The following is a 26,984-nucleotide window of genomic DNA, read 5'->3' as shown; positions in this document are numbered from 1 at the left end:
CTCAGGCGACCGACCATCCACCGTCCACCAGCAGGTTCGCGCCGGTGATCAGGCTTGCAGCGGGTGATGCAAGGAAGACGACGGCACCGACGACATCATCGGTTTCACCGATCCGGCCGAGCGGAATGTGATCGAGCGTCGCCTTGTGATTGTCGGGATCGGAGAGAAAAGGCGCCGTGCCATCCGTGTGGATGAAGGTCGGGGATACGGTATTCACGGTGATGTTGTAGCGTGCCCATTCGGCTGCAAGGCAACGGGTGAGATGATTAATCGCCGCCTTGCTCATGCAATAGATTGCCTCGCCGCGCAGTGCCACGGTACCGGCCTGCGAGCTGATGTTGATGATCCGGCCGCTATTGCGCTTGATCATTTCGCGGGCGACCGCCTGCGTCATCAGAAAAGTGCCCTTGATGTTGACATCGAGTATTTCGTCAAGGTCCTTCTCCTCGACGAGTTCGGCGAGATTGCCCGGAGCCACGCCGACATTGTTGACGAGGATGTCGATGCGGCCGAAGGTCGTGAGCGCCGCGTGGAGGGCTTGTGTGATGTGGTCCTTGTCGGGAATGTGCAGTTGAACAGGGAGGACTTTTCGTCCCGTACCCTCCAGCTCGGCAACCAGGCCTGCTGCCGCAGCGACATCGCGGACGCCCAACACGATGTCGGAGCCTGCTGCGGCACAGGCAAGCGCGCAAGCTCTGCCGATGCCACGGCTCGCTCCCGTCACGAAAGTCACCTTGTTTTCAAGGCTAAAGTCCGGCGCATTCTTCTGCATTATCCTGCCTCCCTCGATGAAGTTCATTTATGGCAGCGTCGACGTTCGGATGCCAGATGTTACGCGTATGGCGAGGCGCGTCGCTTTGACCGACGGGCGATCCGCCAGCGTCTTCGCAATCAGATCGATTGGCCAGCTCGGGCGGTCCGCTTTGGCCGACAGGAGACCAGGCGTCGGCCTTCAGCAGGTCATCATGCGTTATTAGCCCCCAAGGCGAAGGGCACGATCGCTGAACCCGCTGCGATTTTAAGTGTCCGGCCCATGCTGGAAGTCCCCGAGCTCGATATAACTCAACCGAAGGCTTCCACCGCGACCAAAAGGCAAGAAATAAAACCGAACCTTCTTGTCGAATTCCATCAAAGGATACATCCCTTCCTCCACTCGCTCAGGAGAGTTGGTTTTGTATTCGACACGAGCGTCGTGCATGGCCTGTTGCAAGTGCTCATATGAAAGCTCGGATCTTTCGGGTCTTTCAAACGAGATATCCCTATTGATCCTTAGGCGGCGGCGGGTTGTTACTCTAAAAAGGTGGAGCTGAACGAGATAGGACGAAACATTCTTGCCATTAATTCGGAAAAAGATTTCAGCAGGGCCGTAGAGCAAGGTGCCATCAAACATGTCGTAACGAAAGTCGAGGTGGCTGGGGTTGCCCAGGATACGCAGGGTCTCACTAAAAGTTTGCCCCACGCGTATTGGGCCGATTGTCGCGTGAGCCGCAATTTCAACTAGGTTCAGCAAGTTGGATTGTTTCCTGTTAGCGTGGGGGGCGCAATTGCAGCCGCGTTATCGAATTAAGAATCCCGCCGCGCCATCACGACCGAACCCTGTGCCTGGGAATTATCCGGAACTTTTGTTCGCAAGTGCCGCCGGTGACTGCGGATGCCATGATCAATCATTGATTGTGGCGTATAATCTTTGAAATTTCGGGTTTTTGTGCATCTATAAACATGTACGCCCGACCCAGGAGCGCCTGCTTCCCCAACGCGTCGAATTTGTTCGGCCCCAACGGGGTGACAAGAACTTCCGACGGCGTGAGGCCATCCATATAGCGGGATTCAATCTCCGACCAATGGGCTTGGGCCACGTCGTGTAGCACAACGTTTACGGCGGGGTGATTGTATTGGACCAAAAGATTTCCGTCATCCATCGGTGTTGGATTCATATCGGGATGAAAGTTGAGGATATCGGATAAGACTTTAAGTGCGAATTCAGCCGCCTGTTTTTCCGTAAGTCCGTCGGCCAGTAGTACACAAGTTCCGTCGCGGAATACAACGAAGTCCTTGCGCCGATTGGCATAGTAGGAAATTCGATCCGTCACACGGTCAAGAGGCTGCGAAAAGGATGGATGCCAACGAGGTACAGGCGGAAACGACGATTTCGGCGTCTCGGCTTTGGTCTTTCCCGAGCCAAACAGACCAAGAAGTACAGCTAAGAATGAACGTCTCGTCACTTGTTTCATTCGCCATTGTCACTTGAGTGAGCAAGTTTGCCACAGGTTCTATGTCAAGCCGGTACGCTCGCTGTCGTAGTCATCATTGATGCCAGCACGTGCCTAAACAACGAACCCAGAAAGCTATTATGATCGCGATTCGCGAGAGATTACTATGGCGATCTATCGTTGGTGGCATTTCCCTGCGGGCGAATTCAGAATTCCTGGCGGAATATAGTAGCTCTGCTCCGACCGCCCCGAGTCCTTAGAGCGTGATCTGGAATTTGGTCATTTGGCTTCTATCTTCGAGATCGAACCGGAAGCGATCCCTGTCAAATCACACCCAGGCTTCGAGAGGTGCAATCTTGTCGGACAGCTATCTCAAACAGAGCTTGCGCAAATTGCCATCGCGATGGGCGTTGGTAATGGCATCTGCGGTCGTTCTTGCGTCGTGCACGACCAACAAATACGACACGCCGGAGCAGAGCGTTCCGTCGTACCATCACGGAGCGGGGTCAAATCGATAGTCCATCCCTTCAAGGAATGGCCTATCCCGTGTTGCGCAGCCGCAGTTTGCCCCGGCGACGCTACTTGCCGCCGCCACAGATTTCCGAAATCTTTCGCTGGGCGAAGCTGCGGGCGAGGCCCTGGATTTCGCCGACCGAGGAGAGCAACTGGCCGATCGGGCCGTTGACGCCCACATGGGCATCGGTGACCTTGCAGGCGCCGATATCGACGGTCATGGATGCCTCGAGTTCGCCGCTGACCGTTGCCTGGAGCAGGCCGTGCGAGCCGGATTTGCAGGCAAGGTCGGCGCGGGCGTTGATCTGCACGCCTGACGGCGCGGAGCAGAGATCAAGCGATTTGAGGACGAATTTCTCCTTGTGGTCGAGCCCCGGCACCTTCGTGCAGGGGTCGGCTTCGTCGACGGCTTTTTCTATGCCAGGCCCATATTTGCTCTGGAGCAGCGACCAGCAGGCCGGGGCGGCTTTCACCTCGGAGAGCGGCGCGACGCAGATGGCGGCAACCAAGGCGATGCGGGTAAAAGAACGAAGCGGAGAGGGCGAGAAGGTGGATGTCTGTGTCACGCGGGCGATCCTTGGCAGAAATGCAATGTGCAAAAACGAATGACTTCCCCAGCGGCGGACAGTCTTTCACGTCTTCGCCTCAGCGTGCAATGCCGTAGTGTCGACTCCATTTCGGTTTTCGGACCAAGCGACTGAGTGATGCACTGTGGCCAACGCTTTTGAACCTTCGGCATGCTTGCGCCGTTTCTGCGGTGCGGCTAGAGCATGAGCAACAGACACCACCTTTGCAGAAAGCATATTTCCGGTTGATCACATCCATTTCGTTGACATGGGGCATTGCGGGCATGACGGCGCTCGGCGTGATCACGCGCCCTTTCCGCTGGCCTGAGGCGATCTGGGCCGTTTGCGGCGCCTTGCTGCTGGTGCTGTCGGGCTTGATCGGGTGGCAGGATGCCTGGCTTGGCGCGAGCAGGGGGCTCGACGTCTATCTTTTCCTGATCGGCATGATGCTTTTGTCGGAGCTGGCGCGACGAGAGGGGCTGTTCGACTGGCTTGCCGTCATCGCCACCTCGCATGCGAAGGGCTCGCCGAAGCGGCTTTTCGTGCTGATCTATATCGTCGGCATCGTCGTGACGGCATTCCTGTCCAACGATGCCACTGCTGTCGTCCTGACCCCGGCAGTCTATGCCGCCGCACGGGCAGCCAAGGTGAAGGAGCCGCTGCCCTATCTGCTGATCTGCGCCTTCATCGCCAATGCCGCGAGCTTCGTGCTGCCGATCTCCAATCCCGCCAATCTGGTCATCTTCGGCGGCGGTCACATGCCGCCTCTGGGGCGATGGCTCGCGACCTTTGCCTTGCCGTCGGTCGTTGCGATCGCTGTGACCTTCGTGATGCTCTACGGGACCCAGCGCCGTGCGCTCGGAAGCGAGACGATCGCACGAGAGGTCGAAGCGCTTCATCTGTCGCCGACGGCGCGACTGGCGGGCGTCGGGTTGGTTGCTACGGCCATAATTCTGATCGTCGCATCCGGCTTCGGCTTCGATCTCGGCTTGCCGACCTTCGCGGCGGGCATCGTCACCTCGCTGCTGATCATGATCGTAAACCGCGAAGGCCCGGCGCAGACCTTGCGCGGAATATCCTGGGGCGTGCTGCCGCTGGTCGCCGGCCTCTTCATCATCGTCGAAGCCCTGGATCGTACCGGGCTGACGCGGATGCTGGCGGCGCAGCTGACATATTATGCGCAGATTTCGCCGGAATGGACGGCGATGTCGTCAGGGGTGATCGTCGCCTTCGTGTCGAACCTCGTCAACAACCTGCCTTCGGGGCTCGTGGCCGGTAGTGCGGTGCAGGCTGCTAACGTGCCTGACACCGTGTCGGGCGCGATCCTCATCGGCGTCGATCTCGGGCCGAACCTTTCGGTGACCGGCTCGCTTGCCACCATCCTATGGCTATCAGCACTCCGGCGTGAGAATTACCACATCGGCGCCTGGCAATTCCTGAAACTCGGCACCGTCGTGATGATCCCGGCGTTGCTTCTCTCGCTGCTGGCACTCGTGTTGTAGGGCCAATCTTTCGTTCGCCGCATCGTTTCCTTGCCGCTTCAATTGTGAATATTGAGCGATGAGGAATAGCCGTCAGTGGTGATCGGATCGCAATTGGCCCACCTTTGCGGCTGTGCTAGCGTAAGTAAGGCATGTCGGAGTTCTGGGGAGGGCGAGCATGGCTGAGGTGTTGCAGTTTTCACGAGAGGCCAAGGCGTCCGGGCTGCGGCCGCTCGAGGCAAACGGCAAGATGCTGTCGACGGCGTCCAACCGTTTCGGGACGCTGAAGCCGACGCCTGCCGACACCAGCCTTGCAGACCTGCGACACCAATATGAAGAGCAGGGCTATCTCTGGCTCAAGGGCTTCCTGGATCGGCAGGAGGTGCTCGATTTTCGCGGCTGGGTATTTGCACATTTGATGGCGACGGGCATCGTCAAGGCGGAGTCGGATCCGATGATGGGATTTTCCTCCGATGGGGTGGGCGACAAGTTGCTGGCGGATCGTCGGCTGATGTCGCTGGTGCGCTCGACGATGTATGAGGGTTTTTGCGCGCAGCCGCGGCTTGCCGCCTTCATGGACGAATTCCTCCATGGCATTTCCTATCTGCACAAACGCAAGATCATGCGTTTCACGCGGCCGGGCACCGCCACGGTGACGCCGGCGCACTACGACCTCGTCTACCTGCGCGGCGGCACGACCCGCATCGTCACCGCCTGGATACCGATCGGCGATATCCCGATCGACATGGGCGGGCTGGTCTATCTCGAGGGGTCCCATGCCATCGGTAGGCGCATGGAGAAGGAATTCGAAGCGGCCGGCGCATCGCTGACGCCGGAGGAGCGCATCAGCGCCTATAACAGGAACATGACCGAGGGCGGCTGGGTCTCGAAGGATCTGCCCGACATGGCCGAGCGCTTCGATACGCGCTGGCTAGGCGCGGATTACGAGGCCGGCGACATCATGCTGCACAGTCCCTACATGATCCATGCCTCGACCACCAACCGCGACGTGGCAGGCCGCATCCGGCTCTCGACTGATATCCGTTACCAGAATGTCGATGACGAGATCGATGCGCGCTGGAACAACCACTGGAGCCTCGACGACATGCTGTGAGGTGGTCGCCAAGACGTTGCCGCTAACCGGTCTTTGCGGAAACCTCGACGGGCGAATATCCATAGGCGCGCGAAAATGCCCTTGAAAAAGCCGAGGCACTGCCGAAGCCGACGCATTGTGCCGTCTGCTTGACCGATCTGCCAAGCGCCATCTGCCGATGTCCGAGGGTCAGCCGCCAGGCGTTCAGATAGTTCGACGGGGTCGCGCCGACGATTGCGGAAAACTGCGCCATGAAATGGCTGCGCGACATGCCGGCCACGCTTGCCAATTCCTCGATACGCCACGGCTTTGCGGGCTCGGCATGGAGGGCGGACATGGCGCGATGCAGCGATGGATGGGCAAGGCCGGCCAGCAGCCCGCGGCCGACGGCGCCGGCATCGATGGCCCGCCGCATCGCCATGACGACGATGACCTCGCAAAGCCGATCCATCACGGTATTGCCGCCACAGCGGCGTTCTCTGGCTTCGGCGAGAAAGAGCGAGGCGATGCCGCTGAGCGCGGGATCATTCTCAAGTTCGAACACCAGCTCTTCCGGCAGGCTGGAGATCAACGGATTGGCGGCGCCGCCGAAATCGACGAGCGCGGCAATGGTATCGTACCGGCTTTGACGCAGCGTCTCCCGCGGATGAAAGACGACCCGCCGCGCCGTGTCCGCATCCTCGTCCATTTCGATATAGAGATTGGCAGGCCGTGTTTCGCTCGCGGGCAAGACCGTGGTTCTCAATTCGAAGGACTTGAGAAAGGCGGTCAGGCGATCGAATTTCACCGGTGGGCCAGAGGTCATTCTGATGGACTTTCAATCACGAAATACGGACGATGCATCGCTCAATGTCCGATAGATTGCATGCCGAGGCCCCGAAGCCAAGCTTTGGGCAATCCAGACATGGAGATATCCGATGACATTACCCACCGATCCGGCAGCCAAGTTCGACGCGTCCCGTGCCGGAGAATATCTGACGCAGAGCCGGATCGCGCTCGCCGGCTACGATGCCTGCCATGAGCTGGCGGCGTGTCTGCTGAGCGCGGCGATCGGAGCCGACAGGGAGGCGTCGATCCTCGTCGCAGGCGCTGGCGGCAGCGCCATGGAGATGATCACGGCGGCAAGGCTTGCACCGAAATGGCGGTTTCATGCCGTCGATCCATCCGCGCCCATGCTTGATTTGGCGATGTCGCGCACTGCGGACGCGAGACTTGCCGATCGCGTCACAAGTCAGCTCGGCGTCGTGGCCGACGTGCAGAGGGATCGATCATACAACGCTGCGACATTGATCGGCGTGCTTCATCATCTGCCGGGTGAGGATGCAAAGCGCGCGATCCTGATTGACATTGCGGCGCGGCTCGCAGCGGGAGCACCGTTCATCCTGGCCTGCAATCATTATGCTTATGCGGAGCAACCCTTGCTCTTGTCCGCCTGGGGTGAGCGGTGGCGCATGCAAGGCGCTTCCGAGGACGAGGTGAAGCAGAAACTCGGCAAGATCCTGCAGGGTGCCGATCCGCCTCATTCGGAGCAGGCCGTTCTGGACCTTCTGGCGGAGGCGGGCTTCGAGCGGCCGCAGCGTTTCTTCTCCAGCCTGTTCTGGGGCGCCTGGATCTGCTGGCGTCGCTGAGGATTTTTTTCCGCTCTGCCTGACGTTGGGGGAATTACAAATTGTCCAGGCGATCGGCGGAGCGGAGTGCCGCCTGTTATCGGCCGCTGCTGAAGCTTCGTTTCAACTTCAGTTTCCCTGAGGCGTCTCGTTGATTGGAACAACCTTGCCGGCTTTCCATCTGTAAAATGAAAAACTCGGTGGTTTCCTGTTCCCAGTCGCCTTATCGATCTCTGCCGGAATGGCCTCGTCTGCGATCATTCTCACTTGAATGGCTCTCGGATCGAGATAGACAACTGGCCTGCCATCCTTGATATCGGTGACAAGGCTGAATTCGGCGTGACCGTAGCAGAGTTCATCCCGAATGCCGGCCGCCAGTTCATGAACAGCGGCATAGGAACGCAGTGCCAAATCCTCAACCGGAATCTCATGCGCCTTGAGTGCCGTGCGGGCGCTCTCCAAATCGGTGATCAGCGTCTCGCGGGGCGCGTCGGTAAAGATAGTGCCATCCGCTTCCTTTTTATAAAGGGTCTGGTAGTTGACATTGGATAAGGCGTCGCCGCCGATGATCCGCGGCTTGACGGAGATTTCGCTCAATTGGCGCAGAAGCAGGCCAATACCTGAAGAATCTCCCCCGTAATAGATGATTTCTACCCCGGCCTCTTTCAGTTTTGCGGCCGCTTGCTTCATCTTTTCCACCCTCCGCAGATAGTCATTTCCAGAGCCGATAGAGATATCGACCACTTCGGTCACGCCGCCCTGGTTGAGAGTTGTCTTGAAAGCTTCCACTAAGGGTTTACTATAATTCCTCCCGTCATCGACGATGGCGATTTTCTCATCCTTGAGGTTCTTCAGCACATAATTCGCGGCAATCACGCCCTGACGGGGATCTGCGCGGTAGCATTCGGTGGAGAGATTGCTGGTCCGGCCACCGTCGATGAGATCGATCTGCGGAAAGGTCTTCGTCAGATACAACATCTGAGCACCTGAGGGTAACAGGATATCCTGTGGCAACTCGTGGACTACCTGACTAGGGTTCGGAGGATCATAAACCGCCCCCTCGATGACGAAGTTGATTTTTTCGTCCAGAAAGTCCTTGGCGACGGATGATCTCTTCGCCAGATCGCTCGTATCGTCGCCAAATTTCAAGACAAGCGTGTCGCCAAGAATGCCGCCGTTCTTGTTGATTTCGTCGGCCGCCGCTTGCATTGCGCTCTTGACGGTATTGCCGTCTGCAGCGCCCGGACCCGTCAAGGGCGCGATGATGCCGAGCGTGAAGTCCGCGTGCGCCGGTGCAATGAAAGCGAGTGATGCCACGAAGGTCGCGGCGAGCGGGACATAGTTTCTCATACAACCTCCTCCAGCGCGTTTCCATGCAGGGATTACCATAACAGGTCGTCATGAATGTGTGCTGAATAAACTTAAGCGTGCATAGAGCAGGCAGGACTTGCCGATCGCATCGATCGTCTGCTTGCGTGGGGCGGTGGCCGGTCTTCCGGCCGAAAGATTTTTCGATGTGGCGACGCTGATCGGCGTCCTCCATCATCGCCGCGAGGGTAAAGCCCATGGATCAGTTGGGGAGCCTGACGCAAGGGAATTACAAATTGTCCATGTCCGAAAAAAGCCACAATTTCTGAACGTTCCCGACACAATTGGCTGCGAGCGTGTTGCGGATTGGTAATCACGATTTCCGGTGGCAAGCGATGAGCCTTTCCTTCCCGACCATGGCGGCGTTGCGTTTTGGCTATGGATTCCGTCCTGGTGAGGCGCATCCGGCAACGAAGAGCGAGCTGCTCGATCCTATCCGCGTTGCCGACGGTACCTGCCTGTTTCCGGTCGGTGGAATCGAGGCGCGGCGGCAGGCGATCAGCAGTGTTCTCGGCCGGCTGCGCGATATCAATACAAGTGATATCGACGACAATGCTCAGCGTGAGGAGCGGAGGGCAGTCTTCACGGAGCTGCAGCAGAGTTACCAAAGGGATGCGGATGCGCGCATTGCCCAGGCCGTGTTCTCGCCCAACGGTTTCTATGAACGGCTCGCGACCTTCTGGACCGACCATTTTTCGGTCAGTGCCATCAAGAACCAACCGATGAAGCTGATCGTGCCTCTGTTCGAAGCGGAGGCGATCCGGCCGAATATTGGCGCGACCTTTCCGACCTTGCTGCGCAGCGCCACGCAGCATCCGGCGATGCTGATCTATCTCGACCAGGCCCAGTCGCTGGGGCCGGATTCTCCCATCGGCATCAGGCGCAACAAGGGGCTCAACGAAAACCTGGCCCGCGAGTTGATGGAGCTGCACACGCTCGGTGCCGGCAGCGGCTATACGCAGGACGACGTGCGATCCGCGGCCATGGTGCTGACCGGCATCACGGTCGACCGACAGGGTGTCGAGACCGCCTTCCGGCGAGCCGTCGCGGAGCCGGGCAGCCATCAGGTTCTGGGCGTCAGCTACGGCGGTTCGCCGCGCAAGGAGCGCGACTATCTGCAGATGCTCGATGATCTGGCGCTGAACCCCAAGACCGCGCAGCACATTAGCCGCAAGCTTGCCGTCCATTTCATCTCCGACACGCCGCCGCAGGAGATGATAGACGCGATGGTGGAGAGCTGGCGGAAGACTGACGGCGATCTGATGGCGGTTTACAGTGCCATGCTCGACCATCCAGCTGCCTGGACGAACGAAGGGGCCAAGGCACGGCAGCCCTTCGATTTCGTGGTGGCGGGATTGCGGGCGTTTAATCTCGCCAAGAACCCGGCCGCCGGCAATGTCGGCGATCCGCTGTCGGATGATGAAGCGGCGGGACAGGCGATGGCTGACGGCGTCCCCAAGGGCACGGGCAATGGTTCCGCTGTCGTCCCTGGCAATAGCAATGCGCCGCCTGATCCCAAGGAGCAGCAGCGCCGGCAGGCGGCGATCGATGCGACTTTCTATGTGCCGCGCGGTCTCGGGCTCTACGCCCTGCGCCGCATGGGCCAGCCGATCTGGCAGCCGCCGAGCCCTGCCGGCTTTCCCGAAGGCTTCGATGCCTGGATCAATGCCAGCGAGCTCTCGGAGCGGATTTCCTGGGCACGGCGCGCAATCGGCCGCTACGGCAAGCAGGAGGATCCGCGGCAGTTTCTGAAGGATACGCTGGCGGATGCGGCCCGCGAAGACACGATCCGCGTCGTCTCGCAGGCGCCGAACAAGATGATGGGGCTGACGCTCGTGCTTGCTTCTCCCGAATTCAACCGTCGCTAGGAGTTCCCGGATGGCAAACGACAATGCTTTCTCGCTTTCCCGCCGCGGCTTCCTCGCTTCCGCCTGCTGCCTGGCGGCAGCGCCGATCTTTACGCCTGTCACCTTTGCCGCGATGCCGGGTGATAACCGTTTCGTCACCATCGTGCTGCGTGGCGCTATGGATGGGCTCGATCTGGTGCAGCCATATGGCGAAGCATCTTTTGCAGGCCTGAGGCCGGATATCGCCATTGCGCCCGACAAGGGCCTGCTCGATCTCGACGGCTTCTTCGGGCTGCATCCGGCCGCGGCCGATCTTTTGCCTCTGTGGAAGGCCAAGGAGCTCGCCTTCGTTCACGCGGCTTCGACGCCCTACCGCGACCAGCGCAGCCATTTCGACGGCCAGGACATGCTGGAATCGGGCGGTGGCCATGTCGCCGAGGAGAAGACGGGATGGCTCAACCGGGCGCTCGCCACCATCCCGCGCTCGACGGCGCGCAAGGCGATCGACATCAATACGTCGACCGAGCTGATCCTCTCCGGCCCGAACATCGTCGATGTCTGGGCATCCGATTCCAATTTCGGCATGGGTGCCGACGAGATGCAGTTCCTGACGCGGCTCTATGCCCACGATCCGGCCTTCGCCAAGGCGATGGAAGAGGCAAGCCGCGCCGATCAATCGGCCAAGATGGGCGATGATCCCGGTGCCAAGCGTGGCGAGCAGATCACCGATATTGCAGCACTTGCGGGCAAAATGCTGCTCCGCGAATACCGTATCGCAAGCTTCTCCATCAATGGCTGGGACACGCATGTCCAGCAGGTGGCCCAGTTCAAGAAGGCAGCCGGCGATCTCGCCCAGGCTGTTGTGACGTTGAAGAATACGCTTGGCCCCGAGGCCTGGAAGACCACGGTGGTGCTCGCCATGACGGAATTCGGCCGCACGGTCCGGCAGAACGGTTCCGGCGGAACGGACCACGGCACCGGCGGCTGCTGCCTGCTGGCGGGCGGCGCGATCAACGGCGGCCGCGTGCTCGGTAAATGGCCGGGCATCAGGGACGAGCAGCTGTTCGAAGATCGCGACCTGATGCCGACATCAGATGTGCGCGAGATCGCGGCCGCGATGCTCTACCGCCAGTTCGATGTCGGCGCAGACGATCTGACGGCGAAGATCTTTCCGGGCGTGAGCTTCGACAAGTCGTCGCAATTTCTGAAGGTGTGATCCTCTTCGGCAGACGCTATTTTTCGACGAATGCTCTCAGCCGTGACAGGGCATCGTCCCATTGCCTGGAAACGCTCTCCAGATAGTTCCGCATCTCTGCAATCGGTTCTCCGCGGAAGGTGAAATGGCTTTCGCGGCCCCTGCGGGAGCTGCTGACGAGACCTGCCTGTTCCAGTACGTGGAGATGCTTGGTCACCGCCTGACGCGTTATCTCGGCGTCGAGCGAGAGATCGGCAATCGAGCGCGGACGCCCGTCGCTGAGCTTGGTGAGCAGCGACAGGCGCGTGCGGTCTCCGAGTGCCGCGAAGATCGAGGCAGGGCCGGTATCGATGATCGTTGGAGCAGCCTTCGGGATATCGGCGTTCGACATTTCAGTGTTCGACATAGGCCTTGATGTTCTGCACCTGCTGCGTCCATCCCATGTCGTTCATGCGGAACGCTTCCGCCCGGCGGCCTGATGGAACCTTGTCGAAGCCAGATTCCGTTATGGTCAGATGCATGCCGGTCGGAATGGGTCGCAACCGGAATTCGACCAGCGTCAGGGTTTCCTTGGAATAATCGACGTCGGGATCGATCCCATAGGGATTCCAGGTGAAGGAGAAGAGATGTGGCTTCTCCATCTGTTTGATCGTCGCCCTCCAGGTCAGGTGTTCATAGCCGGGATGCAGGATCTGGCCGGAGGCCTCTTCTCCCGGCACGAAGGGGCCGTTCATCTTCACGCGGAACCATTCGCCGAATTCTTCATGATTGGTCAAAGCCCGCCAAACACGATCGATCGGTGCATTCAGCTCGATTGTCTTTTCGATTTGATTGGTCATATCGGCAACCTCCTGGTTGCCGATTAAGATGCTCCATCATCCGGAAATGCGCAACCGAAAAGTTGCGGTTTCTATGGCGGCGAGGAGCCGCCATCGTTTGCCGTTCACTGGTGGGCGAGCGCAAGGCGCAGTCCGAGCAGGCCGAACGCACCGGCAAATCCGCGCCGGAACCATAGAAGCACGCGTGGCCTTGCGATGACGTAGTGTCGCGTGGCCGAGGCGAAGGCGCCGTAGCCGAGGAAGGTGATGAAGGTCAGCGCCATGAAGATCAGTCCGAGCTTCAGCATGTCCGATGTGGGAGCAGCTGACGTTGCCGGGACGAACTGCGGCAGGAAGGCGAGGAAGAAGATCGACAGTTTCGGATTGAGGATGTTGAGCAGGATGCCGTTGATGACGATCCTTGCCGGCGTCACCGAACGGTTGCTTTCATCGATCTGCAGCGAGCCGCCGGAACACAAGACGTTGAAGGCCATGTAGAAGAGATAGGCGACGCCGAGATATTTGATGACCTGAAATGCCATGGCGCTGGCATAGAGCAAGGCGGCGAGACCGGCCACGCTGGCGACAATGTGCGGCACGATGCCGAGCGTGCAGCCAAAGGCGGCCAACAGGCTGGCGCGCCATCCTTTGCTGAGGCCATAGGCGAGCGTGTAGAGAACGCCCGTGCCGGGCAGGAGGATGATGACCATTGAGGTCAGCAGATATTCGAGGGACATGAGGACGCTCCATGGCGTTGACGGGAGGTCACACAGAAGCGCGTCCGGCGGGATCGATCTTGAACGAAATTGCAGGACTATGGATGAGGGCTTGCGGGATCAGGATTCGCAGGGCTCGACGACTGCGCGTGATCGCCACCCGTGGCGCCAACAGTCAGGCTGGCAAACGCGACGTCACCATCGGCAATGTAGTGGTTGACCTTTCCGGTCATCAGACGTGAACCGGATTGGTGCAGTACGACATCCCCGACCACGCATTTTGCCCTGAGTTCGCTGACTATGTAGTCGCGCTCGGCATTCGTATCCGAATCAGTGGCATGTGTGATCTGGAACGTTAGCCAGGTCAGCGAAAGCCCGATGTCTCTCGTGCCCGCACCAACCCATAATACACGCTCGTCGGGCGATGGCTTGTCCGTATTCAGCCAGAAGCTCGGAGAGCTCATGTCTTCCTCGGAATGGGTAAGATCAAGCGCCCAGAACCGGATGTGGTGGCGCTTGCGGGGGCTGTCGTCGATGGGCTCCTGGAATCCGATGTCCTGCCGTCGACCGAAGAGATAGAACGTGCTGAAGGGTGCGGTCGGATAAGCGGAGTTCATCAGAAACGCCCGCATCATTCGCAACGAGCTTGCGATCCCCAAATGGTCGGCCGTCGACCAGCCTGCCGTTGCAAAGGCCTCGCGGAGTTGCTGAAGGGTTCCGATGAGGACGAAATTTATGGGATCTCCGGGCAGACCATCAACCGCGATCGTATATTTGGGAATAAGCCCGCGATGAAGAATCTTCAGGCCCAAGCGGACCACATTCGGCAGAATGACGTAAGCAGCCACACCATAGGTAAGGCACGCTGCAAGAATCCATGGAAGCCTGTTGTCGGCCGTATCAAAAACGACGAAGACTATCAGCCAGACGGTAAGTAAGCCCAGGCAGAAAACCAGAAACCTCTGGAACAGGCGCGCCAGCAATCTCACAACACTTTCCCCCAGTGCCTGATGAACTCGACTTCACCATTCGTCAGCGCGATTTTACACTAAAATATTAGAATAGTGGCGCGGTCGTTCCTGGTCGTGGGCAATCTCCCGAGATGAAAATATCGATCTAGCTGACAGCGTCAGCATACGCGCCGGGTGAGACACCGAAAGTCCGGCGGAAGATGCGGGTCATGTGGCTCTGGTCGGCGAAGCCGGCTTCGAGTGCCGCCTCGGCAAGCGGGGTCCTGCGGGCGATCAGCCGTCTTGCCATGTTGACGCGACGTTGCAGGATGTAGGCGTGCGGTGTGAGCCCATTTGCCTGGGAGAAGCTTCGCAATAGCTGGAAGCGGCTGAGGCCGGCTTCCTGGGCAAGATCGGCGAGCGTCAGCGCTTTTGCCGGATCGTCGTCGATCAGGCTTTGCGCCCGGGCAACGGATGAAGGCGGTGAGGGGCTGTCCTTGCGATACGGCTGCACCGAGGCGACAAGCGTCAGCAGCGCTTCCTCGTATCTGATGGTTTCGCCTCGCGTGGTCAGTGCCCGGTAGAGCCGTTCGAAGCGGAGGGCGATATCGTCTCTGTCGATCACGGGCTGCGAGAATTCGAAATCATCGGTCTTGCTCTCGCTCATGTCCTCGATCGCTTCGGCAATCAGGCGTGGTTCGAAATAGAGCATTCGCCATGCGCGGCCGTGATCGCCGATCGGCATGCCGTCGTGAACCTCGCCGGGATTGACCGTGATCGTGCTGCCGGCGCTGGCCTCGACGATGCCGCGTCCGCTCAGCGATTTTTGCGCGCCGCGATAGATGAGGCCGATGCCGAACTGTTCGTGCATGTGGCGCGGAAAGGAATGGCGCGTTTCGGCCTCGACAGCTTCGACGCCCTCAATCTCACAGCGCAACATCCTGAAACCGCCAGCCGCCATCGGCAATCTCCTCGGGCGCTAGCCTAGCACATCGTAGAGCCTGAAGATCCAGCTGATCTGATAGACGAGGCCGATGATGACCAAAGCCGCCTGAAAACGACGGTTCGCCGTGATGGCGGCGGCGATGCAGAGAAGGATGTAGACGACGTTGCGAACAGGATATTCCCAGCCGAGCGAATGGAAATAGGCCTGCCCCTTGAGGATCGTGTCGATCAGATCGACGGCATAGGTCACCGCCAGGAGACCGAAGAACCAGCGACGGCGGGAAATGAAATATTCTTCGTAGCCGCCATAGTCTTCGACCGAGGTCGGAAAGAGCACGACGCAGAGGAAGAAAAACAGGCAGCAGAAGCAGATGAGGAAGAGATAGACGCCGAAATTTATGACGGCGAGGGAGCCCAACCGATATTCCCACCACCAGAAATGGATGATGAACAGGAACATCGACAAGACCCAGCCGAGTTGGACCCAATAGACCTTGTGCTTGCCGGGCGACTGCACGAAGCCGGCAAGCCCCGTCAGCAGGCGGGCAAGGCTGAGGCTGATGACGATCGACATGACAGTCCTGATATAGACGTAGACCTCCGGGCTGCTGGCTCCTCCCATAGCCTGTCACTCCGGCGCGACGGGTTTTGGCTGGCCGTTTTCGTCGAGGGAGACCATGATGAAGGTGCCGGCCGTGACCTTTTCCAGCTTGTTGTAGCGCGAGCGGTGTGCCCAGGCTTCGACGATGAGCGTGATCGAGGTGCGACCGACGCGCTCGATGTCCGTGAAGACGGAGAGCGTGTCGCCGATCTTGACCGGAAGTTCGAAAGCCATTTCCTTGACGGCGGCTGTGACAACACGGCCGCGGGCGCGCTCGGCGGCGCGGATGCCGCTTGCCAAGTCCATCTGCGCCATGACCCAGCCACCGAAAATATCGCCGGCGGGGTTTGCGTCCGAGGGCATGGCGAGGGTTCGCAGCGTCAATTCGCCCCTTGGCTTCAAAGTGTCGTTCATCCAGTCGCTCCGATCGTTATGGCTTCGATTCCAGGCGCAGCCTACGTCAATCCAGATTGGTAGGGAACGGCTTTGCCCATGCGCGGTTGCGCAGTCTGCTATGCCGTTGCGGCAGGTAAGCATTCGTTCACCAATCTTATCTAAAATTTGAAGGAAATTGCCGACCACGCTGGCAGCAGAAGTGGATGGAGTGTATGGCGTATTTTTCCTTCCTGCGGCGGTCTGTCGTTCATCTTTTCCTGTCATCCGCATTGGTCGCATGCACGGCCGATAGTCTCGTGCCTCCTGGCAGCGTCGATAGTGGTACGCGCGTCAGCGCCATCCAGCCGCGTCGCGCAGCGCCGATTGCACAGCAGCAGGCGCAATATGCCTACAGCACGAGCCGGGCGCCGGTGAGTTCAGCGTCGGTCGACTATCTCGACACGCCCAATCTTGCTGGTCTCGGCCATTCAGCCGGTGGCCAGCCCCGCGCTGCGGCAAGCCAGATGCCGAGTTCCCTCGATGCCGCAACACCGCAGCGTCAGACATCGCCTGGTCTTGCTCCCGTGTCGAGCAACGGCATGCAGGCTTCCAACCAGATGTCGGCAGTTCCCTCGGAAGGGATCAACATGGATGCCGGCCTCGGTGTCACGGGCAATCAGCAGCCGGTGGTCGGACTTGCGCAGGAGGAAGAGCAGAACATAGCCGAGGGCGAGAGCGAGGAGCCGATCGTCGATGGCATCGGCACGGAAAACCCCGTGCAGACCAATCAATCCCGTCTGCCGCGCCCGGCCGCACAGGCGCAGCTCAGGCAGACACCTGCGATGCCGCAGGGGCAGCAGGTCGCGATGCTCCCCCGCGTGCAAAACCCGATGTCGATGCCGGAACCGCCGGCCGCTCCGATGGCGCCACAGGCCCCCGGTGTCATGCCGGCGTCCGAGCTGCAATGCCGGCAGGAGCTGAAGCGTCTCGGTGTTCTCTTCCAGGACAAGCCGCCGATCTCGAACGGTCCGGCCTGCCAGGTACCCTATCCGGTTTCGCTGAGCGGACTGTCGGGCGACATCAATGTCAGCCCCGCGGTGACGCTGAACTGCCAGACGACGCTTGCCTTTGCCAAATGGGTGAAGAACGAACTCGCGCCGGCAGCCCGCACCCGCTACTGGTCCGGCGTCGGAACGATCGTGCCCCTCGGCGGCTATTCGTGCCGGCGCATGAACAACAGCTCGCAGCGCTATAATCCGATGTCCGAACATGCCCATGGCAACGCCATCGACGTCGGCAGGTTCATCCTGAAGAACGGCCACGAAATCGACGTCCGCAAGAAGGGTCTGTTCTCGTTCCGCGAAGGCGGGCTTCTCAAGGCGGTGCGCTCCGACAGCTGCAAATACTTCGATACCGTGCTTGGTCCCGGCAGCAACCCGGAACATTGGAACCACTTTCATTTCGATCTGAGGGATCGCAAGGGTGGCCGGCGCTATTGCAGCCTGTAATTTGCGGACTATGTCCGGTTGCCGGAACCCGATGCGGACGACACATTAGCCGCTGCACGGATCCGGTCGAATGAGGGCATATTGAACAGAGCGGCAAGTTTCACCTCCACCATCCTTGCGGTCTTCATCGCCGTTGCCATCGTCGTCGTGGGGCGCTGGTACATTTATATCGCCTATTCCCACGATCTGTTCGACGAGGTCGGCGTCGGCCTCAACATGATGATGCCTGATCCCGTCAGGCAGATCGGATGCGCCAAGCTGAAAGAACGCTTTGGCCACGGCTCGCTGCCACCGGCCGGATGCGGGGCGAACGGCGCCTGGTAGTCGGTTGAGGTTACGTTAAGGCAATACGAAAAAAAGCCGGCACGAAGGCCGGCTTGAGTGGTGCCCAGCAACGACAGGGGATGTTTGCTGGCTCCGGTAATCAAACTTCATATCGAAATGATGCGATCAGTATAAACGCAACAAGTATATGTCCAATATGGGCAGGTACCAAAGATGCGGCCAAGAGGCGTTGGGCGGAAATGCAGCAACCTTCGATCACCTGATCGGTTTTATGTCGGAGGAAGGTCACGATTTGATGACAAGACTGAGTGATCGTTGAATATTCTGAAACGAACACACTGTTCGCTACAAGCGGGGTGGTAAAAGACCCGGAAGGGGCTATAAAGCGGGCAAAAGCCGCAAAAATAGTCGAAGAGCTGACCGTTTCCCGCCATGGCGCCAATCATTTCCATCCGTAATCTCACCAAAACCTATGCAAACGGTTTCCAGGCGCTGAAGGGCATTGATCTCGATGTCGAGAAGGGCGAAATCCTGGCATTGCTGGGGCCGAACGGCGCCGGCAAGACGACGATGATTTCGATCGTTTGCGGTATTGCCAATCCGAGCGGCGGCACGGTTACCGTTGGCGGCCACGATGTCATCAAGGATTTCCGCGCGACGCGGAGCATGATCGGGCTGGTGCCGCAGGAACTGACCACGGATCAGTTTGAAACGGTTTGGAACACGGTGAGCTTTTCGCGCGGCCTGCACGGCAAGAAGGCAAATCCCGCCCATATCGAGAAGGTGCTGCGCGATCTCTCTCTCTGGGAGAAAAAGGACAATACGCTGCGCGAGCTCTCCGGCGGCATGAAGCGACGGGTGCTGATCGCCAAGGCTCTTTCGCACGAACCCGAGATCCTGTTCCTCGACGAGCCGACGGCCGGCGTGGATGTGACGCTGCGCAAGGACATGTGGCATGTGGTCGAGGGACTGCGCCAATCCGGCGTGACGATCATCCTGACGACGCATTACATCGAAGAGGCGGAAGAGATCGCCGACCGCGTCGGTGTCATCAATGGCGGCCAGCTCCTGCTTGTCGAGCAGAAAGCGGCTCTGATGGCCAAGCTCGGACGCAAGCAGCTCATTCTCGACCTTGTCGAGCCGCTTGAGGCGCTGCCCGACTGTCTTCAGGGCAACGGCCTTTCGGTCGGGGATGGCGGGACGACTCTCATCTACGATTTCGACACCACGCACGAGCACGCCAGCATCGCGAAGCTCCTTTCCCGCCTGGAGGAGGAGGGCATCCATTTCAGGGATCTTTCGACGCGGCAAAGTTCGCTCGAGGATATCTTCGTTTCGCTGGTCGGAGGCCACAAATGAACATCGAGGCGATCAAATCCATCTACAAGTTCGAGATGGCCCGGACGCGCCGCACGCTGCTGCAGAGCGTCATCTCGCCGGTTATCTCGACCTCACTTTATTTCATCGTCTTCGGTGCTGCAGTCGGCTCGCGCATCCAGGAGGTCGAGGGCGTGTCCTATGGCGCCTTCATCACGCCCGGCCTCATCATGCTGACGCTTCTCGGCCAGTGCATCAGCAACGGCTCCTTCGGCATCTATTTCCCGAAATTCGTCGGCACGATCTATGAGGTGCTGTCGTCACCGATCGCGATGACTGAAATCATCATCGGTTATGTCGGAGCGGCGGCGACGAAGGGGATGATCATCGGTTTCATCATCCTGCTGACTGCGAATTTCTTCGTGCATGTTACTATCCTGCATCCGTTCATGATGGTGCTGTTCTTCGTGCTGACGGCCGTCAGCTTCAGCCTGTTCGGCTTCATGATCGGCATCTGGGCGAAGAATTTCGAACAGCTCAATCTCATTCCCATGCTGGTCGTGCCTCCGCTAACCTTCCTCGGAGGCAGCTTCTATTCGATCAACATGTTGCCGCCCTTTTGGCAGGCGGTCAGCCACCTCAACCCGGTTCTCTATCTCGTCAGCGGCTTCCGCTGGAGCTTCTTCGGGATCGCGGATGTCAATCCGATATTGAGCCTGGCGATGATCTCCATCTTCCTGGTCATCTGCCTTGCAATGCTGGGATGGATATTCAAGACCGGCTACCGGCTCCGGAACTGACGGCGGGCGGCCGTTGCGCCTGAGATTGCCGATCACCGGCGTGTGATCGAAAGGGCGTGCCTGAGCCTGCTCAGGCGGCGTCGCGGGGATTGCTTATGGCCGGCTCCTGCTCCGGCTTGTAAAAGCGAAATGTTCCCCGTCCGGCACCCTTTGCCGCGTAGAGGGCTATATCGGCCCTGCGGGAAAGTTCTGACGGTACCGAGCCATCTACGATCGCGATGCCGACGGAGGCGCCAAGTGTCAGCGTCCTACCGTAGTAATCGACCGGCCGCGACAGGCTGCCGATGATGTCGCGCGCCATTTCCGCAATCGATCCCCGGTCGGTGCAAGGTCCCATCAGGGCTGCAAATTCGTCGCCGCCGATGCGTGCGACGAAACCGCCATCGCCGCAAACGCTCCTCAGGCGGCTTGCGGCCTCCTTCAGGCATTCATCACCGGCGGCGTGGCCCATGCTGTCATTGACCGCCTTGAAGCCATCGAGGTCGACAAGAAGCAGTGCTGCGAGCGATTTCCGTTCGCCGTGATGATCGCAGAAACTTGAAAGTCTCGTCAGGAACTGGCTGCGATTGGCAAGGCCCGTCATCAGATCGAACTCGGCCAGGTAGCGCGTCCGATCCAGCATGATCTTTTCTTCGGTAATGTCCTGTTTCATACCGAAGATGCGAACGGGCACGTCATCCTCGCATTCGACGGACGCCGTCAGGCGTATCCATTTGCGGTTTCCGTTCCGCGTTATGATTTCCGCGTCCATGGTGAAACCGCTACGCTCCTCGATCGCCCGATCCCGGCGGAGCTTCAGTTCCCTTGCCGATTCCGGCGAGTAGCATTCGACGATTTCGCTACGATCGATCACCGAGCCGCGCGGCAGGTCGAAGAGATCATAGACGACGTCGGTCCAATGGAGCGTCTCGTCGGGAAGGCTGCATTCCCAGACGCCGATCTGGGCGGACACGGAGGCGCGATCGAATATCTTTCTGCTGTGGGCGAGGGCGGCTGCCTGACTGCTGATAAGCGCATCGCGCTCCTGCAGCTGTCGCTCAAGGTGGTCGATGGTTTCCAGATATCCGCGGCTGCCCAGGGATGGGAGCCGGGACGCGAAGCCCCCGAACCTTAAAAATTTCCGGAGAGCATTTCGCGTACGGGACGGGTTAAACATCGTGCTGTTCTATGGCCTCGCATCATGCGCTATCCGCACATTCGCTCATAAGCTTTAAGACTTAGTATCAATTGATGCTAAAGAACACGCGACCGGTCTTTCACCCTTGCTATGGCGGCGGTTTGAGGCGTCCGTTGTTGGGCAGGGCGACAGCCTGTAGATTGGAACGACAACTGGGGGATCGGAAACATGGCGCTCAAGCGGATGGACAACGTCGGAATCGTCGTCGAGGACCTCGGAGGGGCGATTGATTTCTTTCGCGAACTCGGGCTCGAGCTTGAGGGGCGGGCGACGATCGAAGGAGAATGGGCCGGACGCGTTACCGGATTGGGCGACCAGCATGTCGAGATCGCCATGATGCGCACGCCTGACGGCCACAGCCGACTTGAGCTTTCCCGCTTCCTCGCGCCGCATGTCGTTGCGGATCACCGGGATGCCCCAGTCAATGCTCTCGGCTACCTCCGCGTCATGTTCGCAGTGGACGATATCGACGACACGCTCGAAAGGCTCCGCAACCGCGGTGCTCAGCTCGTTGGCGAAGTCGTTCAGTATAAGGACGCCTATCGGCTCTGCTATATCAGAGGGCCTGAAGGAATTCTCATCGGGCTTGCCCAGGAACTCAGCTGATGAAATGCCTGGACCTGGACCGGCGCCGGGTAACGCCTCAATCCCGCAGGCGCAGCTCGTCCGTTTGCATCTGCATCGATCCCAGCGTTTCCAGGAAACTCATGCCAAGCAGGCTCTGATCGAGCTTTCCGTTCTCGGCCACCATTGCCTCGACGTTGTGGCGAATGATGGGGCCGATCGCGACCGAACCCAATCTCGCGGGCGCTGCACGGGCGCGACCGTTTGCGGTCATCACGGTCATGGAATAGGCAAGGTTTTCGGGAACGAGCCCGACGCGCTCTGCGTCCCTCCGTGTCAAGGCGACCATGCTTGCGCCGGTATCGACAAGCATTGATACGTTCTGCCCGTTGATCGTAACGTCAGCCTCGAAATGGCCGTTCAGGAGTTTGTGCAGGATGACTTCCTGGCCGCCTTCGCTGGTCGTGACCACGAAGGCGCGGCCGGGAATGAGGCCGGCGAGAAGGCGGTTCCCCACGGCCAGCGCATCCGCTCGGTAGAGATAGGCGGTCGCGAGCGCCAGGATAATCACCAGCCAGATCAGGAGATTGCGCAGGGTTTCGCTGACGGTATGGCGGCTTGCCCAGATACCGGCGCCGATCATAAGGGCGATCGGCAGCAGATAGACCATGCGACCGAAATCATCATTGTCTATGCCGAAGGTCGTTCCGCTGTCGTGATTGAAGACCAGCAGCGCCAGACCGATACCCAAAATGACGAGAACGACATTCAGTCGGTTCATTGAGCGCTTCGCTCCCGCAACATCCGCTGACGGCGCGTCTCTCTGCGGGGCTTGCGTTCGACCGTTGCAAGCCGTTCCGGCAGACCGGCCATGATGTCGCTCCGCTCCTGGTCGCTGTAGAGCGTCCATGCGCCGATCTCTTCGCGCGTACGTCCGCAGCCGAAGCAGTAGCCGGTGTTCATGTCGATGGAGCAGACGAGAATGCAGGGTGTTTGCATGAAGCAATATATCGGGGGTTCAAAGGCACATGGCAAGAGTGCAGAAAGCCGCGATTTCGCAAATCTGCTGCGTCGCGCCGATGGTGTCGCCGGTATGCCCGGAAAGGCGCCGGCCGATATAGGTGGTAAACAGCGTGGTGCAGATTGTCGCCACGAGAGCGACCCAGATCAGCGGCAGGAGATGCCAATCCGGCCAGAGCAGAAGAGCGAAAAGAACAGCGGCAGTACCAAGCGCAGTCCGCAGCGCGGTCGCGTCAGGCTGTCCTGCGGCGGCCGCAACACCTTCCGCCTTAGCCGAGGGGAGTCTCGCCCAGTGCCAGACGAGGGCGCCTCGGCTCAAGGCTGCTGCTGCCGGTATCGTCAGCGCGGCCGACAGGGCAGGGAGATCGCGGCCGATAGCCGCAATCGCTGATGCCCGGATGCCGAAGGAGAGGACGAGGGCGATGGCGCCATAGGTGCCGATGCGGCTGTCTTTCATGATCTGCAAAGCACGATCGCGATCCTTGCCGCCGCCGAGGCCGTCCGCCGTGTCGCTTAACCCATCCTCGTGCAGGGCCCCCGTTACCAGGGTCTGAACGCCGAGCGTGAGCAGGGCCGCCATCAGCGGATCGGCATTCAGCGCCAGCAAGAGACCGAGCACCGCAGCAGCCGGCATGGCGATCACGGCACCGGCAAGCGGGAAGGTGCGCGAGACCCGGCCGAGATTGCCGTCATAGCCTTCGAAATAAGAGGATGCGATCGGAATGCGGCTCAGGAACGAGATCGCGCGCGCGACGTCGTCGAGATAATCCTTAGCCGCCATCCCTTCTCTCCCGTGGTCCCTGCGACAACAGTCGGCGCTTTTGGAGTTGTTCGCGCTGCCCTGCATCATTAATAGAGTCGCACGCAAGAGACCTGATTTGAGACCAAAAGACAAGGAAACGCATCCATGAGCGTCAGCGGCCTTCCATTCGACGATTTCCGCGCCCTGCTGCGCGATCTGCCGGGACCGGATTCCCGGGCGCTTGTGGCGGCCCGCGAGCGCGATGCGCAGCTCACCAAGCCGCCGGGTGCCCTCGGCCGCCTGGAAGAAATCGCCTTCTGGCTTGCTGCCTGGACCGGCCGCTCGCCTGCCGTCAACCGGCCGCTGGTCGCGATCTTTGCCGGCAATCACGGCGTGACGCGCCAGGGGATCACACCGTTTCCGCCCGAAGTGACGCAGCAGATGGTGGAAAACTTTGCAGCCGGCGGTGCCGCGATCAACCAGATCTGCGTTGCCTATGATCTCGGCCTCAAGGTTTTCGATCTGGCGCTCGACTATCCGACCGGCGATATCACCGAGGAGCCGGCGCTTTCGGAGCGCGACTGTGCGGCGACGATGGCCTTCGGCATGGAGGCGATTGCCGGCGGCACCGATCTGCTGTGCATCGGAGAGATGGGCATCGGCAACACGACGATCGCCGCAGCGATTAACTATGCTCTCTATGGCGGCACGGCTGCCGAATGGGTAGGGCCGGGTACCGGTTCCGAAGGCGAGATGCTGCAGCGGAAGATCGCTGCGGTCGAAAAGGCTGTCGCGCTGCATCGCGATCATCTTTCCGATCCATTGGAAATCCTGCGTCGCCTCGGTGGTCGCGAGATCGCCGCCATGGCCGGTGCGATCCTCGCCGCCCGCATGGAGCGGATCCCTGTCATCATCGACGGATATGTGGCGACTGCCGCGGCATCCATCCTCAAGGCCGCCAATCCGTCGGCGCTCGACCATTGCCTGATCGGCCATGTCTCTGCTGAGCCCGGGCATCTGAAGGCGATCGAGAAGCTCGGCAAGACGCCGCTGCTCGCGCTCGGCATGCGGCTCGGCGAAGGGACGGGTGCAGCGCTCGCCGCCGGTATCGTCAAGGCGGCCGCAGCCTGCCATTCCGGCATGGCGACGTTCTCCAGTGCAGGCGTCAGCAATCAACACTGAGGTGGACGCCCGGACGTTCACGACTTGCGAAGAACCGGGTGAAACGGTATTCGCATGATTGCTAAAACAGGAGAGTGACGCAACTTGGACGCAAAACTGACGAAACCGGCCGTGGTCAAGGAGACCGGCATCAGGCATTTCTTTGCCGCGGCAAGCTATTCCTGGGGTGGTTTCCTGCGCCTTCTGCAGGAGGCCGCCTTTCGCCAGGAGCTGGGTTTCTTCGTCGTCGCGCTGGTCTTGCTGGTACTGGTTGGCGCAAGCCCGGCGGAAATCCTCGTGGCGGTGCTGCTGTTCCTCGGCCTCTTCGCCATCGAGGCAATGAACACCGCGGTCGAGGAAGTCATCGACCGCATCTCGCCCGAGATTTCCAATGTCGGCAAATATGCGAAGGATCTCGGTTCCTTCGCCGTCTTCTGCATGATCGTCGCCTGTGGATTGTATCTCGCCTTCACGATCGGCGGGCACTTGCTCTTCCGCTGATCAGGCGAAGCTCTTCTTGCGCTTTCCGACGGATGGAGCGTCCTCGACGGCCGGAAGGCTCTGGAGCACGCGCTTGGCCGGCAGGATGGCGATGACCTCGGTGCCTTCTCGCAGTTTCGATTTCAGGATGAACTGGCCGTCGTGCTTGGCGAGGATCGCCTGAACGATGGGCAGACCGAGGCCGGTTCCCTGTTCGGCGCTCTTGATCGCGATCGAGCCCTGACCGAAGGCGGAGAGGACGACCGGGATTTCCTCCTCCGGAATGCCGGGGCCATTGTCCTTGATCGCGACATACTGGCCGCCACCTGCCGTCCAGCCGACCTTCACGTGAATTTCGCCGTTCTGGGGCGTGAATTTCACCGCATTGGAGAGCAGGTTGAGAATGACCTGACGCAAGGACTTCTCGTCGGCCCAGACAGAGGGAAGCTGGGGTTCGAACTGCTGCGAGACGGAGATGTTCTTGGCGCGGGCGCGCAGCTGCACCATGCCGATGCAGTCCTCGGCGACTTCCAGGAGCGAGATCGCTTCCTCGTTCAGCTCGTATCGCCCGGCCTCGATGCGCGACAGGTCGAGGATCTCGTTGATGAGGTTCAGCAGATGCTCGCCGGAACGATGGATGTCGTTGGTATATTCCTTGTAGGTCGGATTGTTGAGCGGCCCCATCACCTCCTGGGACATGACCTCGGAGAAGCCGAGAATGGCGTTGAGCGGGGTTCTGAGCTCATGCGACATGGAGGCAAGGAAGCGGGATTTGGCGAGATTGGCCTCTTCCGCGCGTCGACGGGCTTCGTCCGACATGGATTTCGCCACTTCGAGCTCGGCGATCAGGTCATCCTTCTCCGACTGGAAGGACAGGACCTTGAGGTTCGATTGATAAAGACGGTCGGTGATGAAGGCGAAGAAGATGACAGCGGCAGAGAAGGTCGCCGTAAGGCTGAGATCGAGAATGCCGCGGGACAGAAGGGCCTTGAAGCACAGGGCCATGACAGTCGGCACGAAAGCGAAGAGAACGGCGCGCGGCAGCATGAAATTCGACATTGCCATCACGCAGAGCGCCAACAGCAATGTTGCGCCCTTGTAGAGCGTGTAGGAGTTCTCGTTGCAGGCGGCGCAGCCCTTAAGGGCGAAGAGGGCCCAGCAGCAGCCGACCAGGATCTGACCGACAAGTAGGATACCGCGCCATTTTCGAGCGCTTTCGGCGGTAATATCCTGCTTCTTGACGCGCTGGCTCAACACGACGTTGATCGCATGAGCGGTCAGCGTCAGCAGCGCCCAGGCAAGCAGTCTCATGTCGCCGGTGAGGTAGACGCCGAGAGCTGCAACGATGATGACGAAGAGCGGCATCAGCGATGCGCCTTGGACCATGGCGCCGAGATGCATCATCATGATTTCGCGGTCGAAGCTGCCGATGTTACCAGACTGCAGCCGCTCACGCGTTTGCCGCACGGCCTTTGAGACGGCCTTATTGCGGTGGCTGCGTGATCGGTCGACGATGATCTTATCTGTCGATGTGCTGACGCCGGTACTCATGTGCACGTTGAAACTTCGCCTACAGATGAGTACAGATTAGCGACCAATCCTTAAGAAGATGCTGCCAGGGAAATGTTTTGTTTGCCATCTTTGC

The 26,984-nt window shown here is 59.7% G+C and carries 30 protein-coding genes; 12 read left to right on the top strand and 18 right to left on the bottom strand.

Translation table 11 applies throughout. The features are described 5' to 3' along the window. Position 1 precedes the first annotated feature (1 nt). The 4 genes from DTW90_RS19895 to DTW90_RS19880 form a co-directional block, all read right to left on the bottom strand. Complete coding sequence (locus tag DTW90_RS19895) at positions 2-772, bottom strand: glucose 1-dehydrogenase (RefSeq protein WP_132524060.1); 771 nt, start codon at positions 770-772, stop codon at positions 2-4. Positions 773-1,018: 246 nt separating this feature from the next. After that, positions 1,019-1,510: a hypothetical protein gene (locus DTW90_RS19890; RefSeq protein WP_132524061.1), complete on the bottom strand. Its 492-nt coding sequence runs from the start codon at positions 1,508-1,510 to the stop codon at positions 1,019-1,021. 154 nt (positions 1,511-1,664) lie between these two features. Beyond that, the gene (locus DTW90_RS19885) at positions 1,665-2,231 is read right to left on the bottom strand and encodes a hypothetical protein (protein ID WP_132524062.1); all 567 of its coding nucleotides are present in this window, start codon (positions 2,229-2,231) and stop codon (positions 1,665-1,667) included. A gap of 557 nt (positions 2,232-2,788) precedes the next feature. After that, positions 2,789-3,289, bottom strand: coding sequence for a hypothetical protein (locus tag DTW90_RS19880; RefSeq protein ID WP_246664978.1), 501 nt, complete (start codon positions 3,287-3,289; stop codon positions 2,789-2,791). Between the two features lie 248 nt (positions 3,290-3,537). Between DTW90_RS19880 and DTW90_RS19875 the strand changes: the two genes are divergently transcribed. Continuing rightward, positions 3,538-4,791: an arsenic transporter gene (locus DTW90_RS19875; protein WP_149340476.1), complete on the top strand. Its 1,254-nt coding sequence runs from the start codon at positions 3,538-3,540 to the stop codon at positions 4,789-4,791. 157 nt (positions 4,792-4,948) lie between these two features. Next, positions 4,949-5,884 (top strand): phytanoyl-CoA dioxygenase family protein, encoded by a 936-nt coding sequence (locus DTW90_RS19870; RefSeq protein WP_132524063.1) that lies wholly within the window; start codon positions 4,949-4,951, stop codon positions 5,882-5,884. Positions 5,885-5,906: 22 nt separating this feature from the next. Here DTW90_RS19870 and DTW90_RS19865 read toward each other — a convergent pair whose 3' ends face one another. Further along, positions 5,907-6,668, bottom strand: a complete 762-nt coding sequence (locus tag DTW90_RS19865; protein WP_132524064.1) for an AraC family transcriptional regulator — start codon at positions 6,666-6,668, stop codon at positions 5,907-5,909. Positions 6,669-6,780: 112 nt separating this feature from the next. Here DTW90_RS19865 and DTW90_RS19860 point away from each other — a divergent pair, with 112 nt between their 5' ends. Then, a complete protein-coding gene (locus DTW90_RS19860) occupies positions 6,781-7,491 on the top strand; it encodes a class I SAM-dependent methyltransferase (RefSeq protein WP_132524065.1) in 711 nt (236 codons plus the stop codon). Between the two features lie 108 nt (positions 7,492-7,599). Here DTW90_RS19860 and DTW90_RS19855 read toward each other — a convergent pair whose 3' ends face one another. Further along, positions 7,600-8,820 carry an ABC transporter substrate-binding protein gene (locus DTW90_RS19855; protein WP_188079986.1) on the bottom strand — a complete coding sequence of 407 codons (1,221 nt, stop codon included), beginning with the start codon at positions 8,818-8,820 and terminating at the stop codon, positions 7,600-7,602. A 353-nt stretch (positions 8,821-9,173) separates the two neighbouring features. On the opposite strand from DTW90_RS19855, the gene DTW90_RS19850 reads away from it, so the two are divergent. Together DTW90_RS19850 and DTW90_RS19845 are read left to right on the top strand one after the other, a co-directional pair. Further along, on the top strand, positions 9,174-10,706 hold the full coding sequence (locus tag DTW90_RS19850) for a DUF1800 domain-containing protein (protein ID WP_149340420.1): 1,533 nt from the start codon (positions 9,174-9,176) through the stop codon (positions 10,704-10,706). 10 nt (positions 10,707-10,716) lie between these two features. Further along, on the top strand, positions 10,717-11,901 hold the full coding sequence (locus tag DTW90_RS19845; RefSeq protein WP_149340418.1) for a DUF1501 domain-containing protein: 1,185 nt from the start codon (positions 10,717-10,719) through the stop codon (positions 11,899-11,901). Between the two features lie 16 nt (positions 11,902-11,917). Here the strand turns inward: DTW90_RS19845 and DTW90_RS19840 are convergent, their stop codons facing one another. The 7 genes from DTW90_RS19840 to DTW90_RS19810 form a co-directional block, all read right to left on the bottom strand. After that, positions 11,918-12,271, bottom strand: coding sequence for a metalloregulator ArsR/SmtB family transcription factor (locus tag DTW90_RS19840; RefSeq protein WP_149340469.1), 354 nt, complete (start codon positions 12,269-12,271; stop codon positions 11,918-11,920). 1 nt (position 12,272) lies between these two features. Beyond that, a complete protein-coding gene (locus DTW90_RS19835) occupies positions 12,273-12,719 on the bottom strand; it encodes an SRPBCC family protein (protein ID WP_149340416.1) in 447 nt (148 codons plus the stop codon). 104 nt (positions 12,720-12,823) lie between these two features. Continuing rightward, complete coding sequence (locus DTW90_RS19830; RefSeq protein WP_149340414.1) at positions 12,824-13,435, bottom strand: LysE family translocator; 612 nt, start codon at positions 13,433-13,435, stop codon at positions 12,824-12,826. Between the two features lie 77 nt (positions 13,436-13,512). Continuing rightward, positions 13,513-14,403: an LssY C-terminal domain-containing protein gene (locus DTW90_RS19825; RefSeq protein WP_149340412.1), complete on the bottom strand. Its 891-nt coding sequence runs from the start codon at positions 14,401-14,403 to the stop codon at positions 13,513-13,515. Positions 14,404-14,530: 127 nt separating this feature from the next. Further along, positions 14,531-15,325 (bottom strand): AraC family transcriptional regulator, encoded by a 795-nt coding sequence (locus DTW90_RS19820; RefSeq protein ID WP_149340410.1) that lies wholly within the window; start codon positions 15,323-15,325, stop codon positions 14,531-14,533. A gap of 18 nt (positions 15,326-15,343) precedes the next feature. Beyond that, positions 15,344-15,931 (bottom strand): hypothetical protein, encoded by a 588-nt coding sequence (locus DTW90_RS19815; protein WP_149340408.1) that lies wholly within the window; start codon positions 15,929-15,931, stop codon positions 15,344-15,346. 6 nt (positions 15,932-15,937) lie between these two features. After that, positions 15,938-16,324 carry an acyl-CoA thioesterase gene (locus DTW90_RS19810; RefSeq protein WP_149340406.1) on the bottom strand — a complete coding sequence of 129 codons (387 nt, stop codon included), beginning with the start codon at positions 16,322-16,324 and terminating at the stop codon, positions 15,938-15,940. A 194-nt stretch (positions 16,325-16,518) separates the two neighbouring features. On the opposite strand from DTW90_RS19810, the gene DTW90_RS19805 reads away from it, so the two are divergent. From DTW90_RS19805 to DTW90_RS19790, 4 genes are all read left to right on the top strand, one after another. Continuing rightward, the gene (locus tag DTW90_RS19805; RefSeq protein ID WP_149340404.1) at positions 16,519-17,793 is read left to right on the top strand and encodes an extensin family protein; all 1,275 of its coding nucleotides are present in this window, start codon (positions 16,519-16,521) and stop codon (positions 17,791-17,793) included. 81 nt (positions 17,794-17,874) lie between these two features. After that, positions 17,875-18,117: a hypothetical protein gene (locus DTW90_RS19800; RefSeq protein ID WP_245512769.1), complete on the top strand. Its 243-nt coding sequence runs from the start codon at positions 17,875-17,877 to the stop codon at positions 18,115-18,117. 393 nt (positions 18,118-18,510) lie between these two features. Further along, positions 18,511-19,437, top strand: coding sequence for an ABC transporter ATP-binding protein (locus tag DTW90_RS19795; protein WP_132524076.1), 927 nt, complete (start codon positions 18,511-18,513; stop codon positions 19,435-19,437). Further along, positions 19,434-20,195, top strand: a complete 762-nt coding sequence (locus DTW90_RS19790) for an ABC transporter permease (RefSeq protein WP_149340402.1) — start codon at positions 19,434-19,436, stop codon at positions 20,193-20,195. The genes DTW90_RS19795 and DTW90_RS19790 overlap by 4 nt, the downstream gene beginning before the upstream one ends. A 70-nt stretch (positions 20,196-20,265) precedes the next feature. Here the strand turns inward: DTW90_RS19790 and DTW90_RS19785 are convergent, their stop codons facing one another. Beyond that, a complete protein-coding gene (locus DTW90_RS19785; RefSeq protein WP_149340400.1) occupies positions 20,266-21,351 on the bottom strand; it encodes a diguanylate cyclase in 1,086 nt (361 codons plus the stop codon). 189 nt (positions 21,352-21,540) lie between these two features. Between DTW90_RS19785 and DTW90_RS19780 the strand changes: the two genes are divergently transcribed. Continuing rightward, a complete protein-coding gene (locus DTW90_RS19780) occupies positions 21,541-21,978 on the top strand; it encodes a VOC family protein (protein ID WP_132524079.1) in 438 nt (145 codons plus the stop codon). Between the two features lie 37 nt (positions 21,979-22,015). Here DTW90_RS19780 and DTW90_RS19775 read toward each other — a convergent pair whose 3' ends face one another. Genes DTW90_RS19775 through DTW90_RS19765 form a run of 3 tightly spaced genes read right to left on the bottom strand, consistent with a single transcriptional unit; the run spans position 22,016 to position 23,737 of the window. Beyond that, positions 22,016-22,717 carry a TIGR02281 family clan AA aspartic protease gene (locus DTW90_RS19775; RefSeq protein ID WP_132524080.1) on the bottom strand — a complete coding sequence of 234 codons (702 nt, stop codon included), beginning with the start codon at positions 22,715-22,717 and terminating at the stop codon, positions 22,016-22,018. After that, positions 22,714-22,935 (bottom strand): DUF1289 domain-containing protein, encoded by a 222-nt coding sequence (locus tag DTW90_RS19770; protein ID WP_132524081.1) that lies wholly within the window; start codon positions 22,933-22,935, stop codon positions 22,714-22,716. The genes DTW90_RS19775 and DTW90_RS19770 overlap by 4 nt, the downstream gene beginning before the upstream one ends. A 19-nt stretch (positions 22,936-22,954) precedes the next feature. Continuing rightward, entirely contained in the window at positions 22,955-23,737 is a 783-nt protein-coding gene (locus DTW90_RS19765; RefSeq protein ID WP_149340398.1) for an adenosylcobinamide-GDP ribazoletransferase, read from the bottom strand. A 126-nt stretch (positions 23,738-23,863) separates the two neighbouring features. On the opposite strand from DTW90_RS19765, the gene cobT reads away from it, so the two are divergent. Together cobT and DTW90_RS19755 are read left to right on the top strand one after the other, a co-directional pair. Continuing rightward, the gene (gene cobT, locus DTW90_RS19760) at positions 23,864-24,880 is read left to right on the top strand and encodes a nicotinate-nucleotide--dimethylbenzimidazole phosphoribosyltransferase (protein WP_149340396.1); all 1,017 of its coding nucleotides are present in this window, start codon (positions 23,864-23,866) and stop codon (positions 24,878-24,880) included. A gap of 96 nt (positions 24,881-24,976) precedes the next feature. After that, positions 24,977-25,360 carry a diacylglycerol kinase gene (locus DTW90_RS19755; protein ID WP_149340467.1) on the top strand — a complete coding sequence of 128 codons (384 nt, stop codon included), beginning with the start codon at positions 24,977-24,979 and terminating at the stop codon, positions 25,358-25,360. On the opposite strand, the gene DTW90_RS19750 is transcribed toward DTW90_RS19755, so the two are convergent. Beyond that, positions 25,361-26,890: a HAMP domain-containing sensor histidine kinase gene (locus tag DTW90_RS19750; protein ID WP_132524198.1), complete on the bottom strand. Its 1,530-nt coding sequence runs from the start codon at positions 26,888-26,890 to the stop codon at positions 25,361-25,363. It lies immediately after the preceding gene. Positions 26,891-26,984: the final 94 nt, after the last annotated feature.

The organism is Neorhizobium sp. P12A (genome assembly GCF_008365395.1).
Classification (GTDB): Bacteria; Pseudomonadota; Alphaproteobacteria; order Rhizobiales; family Rhizobiaceae; genus Rhizobium.
The sequence above is the reverse complement of the archived record's forward strand: the minus strand, read 5'-3'. Positions and strand labels throughout refer to the sequence as shown.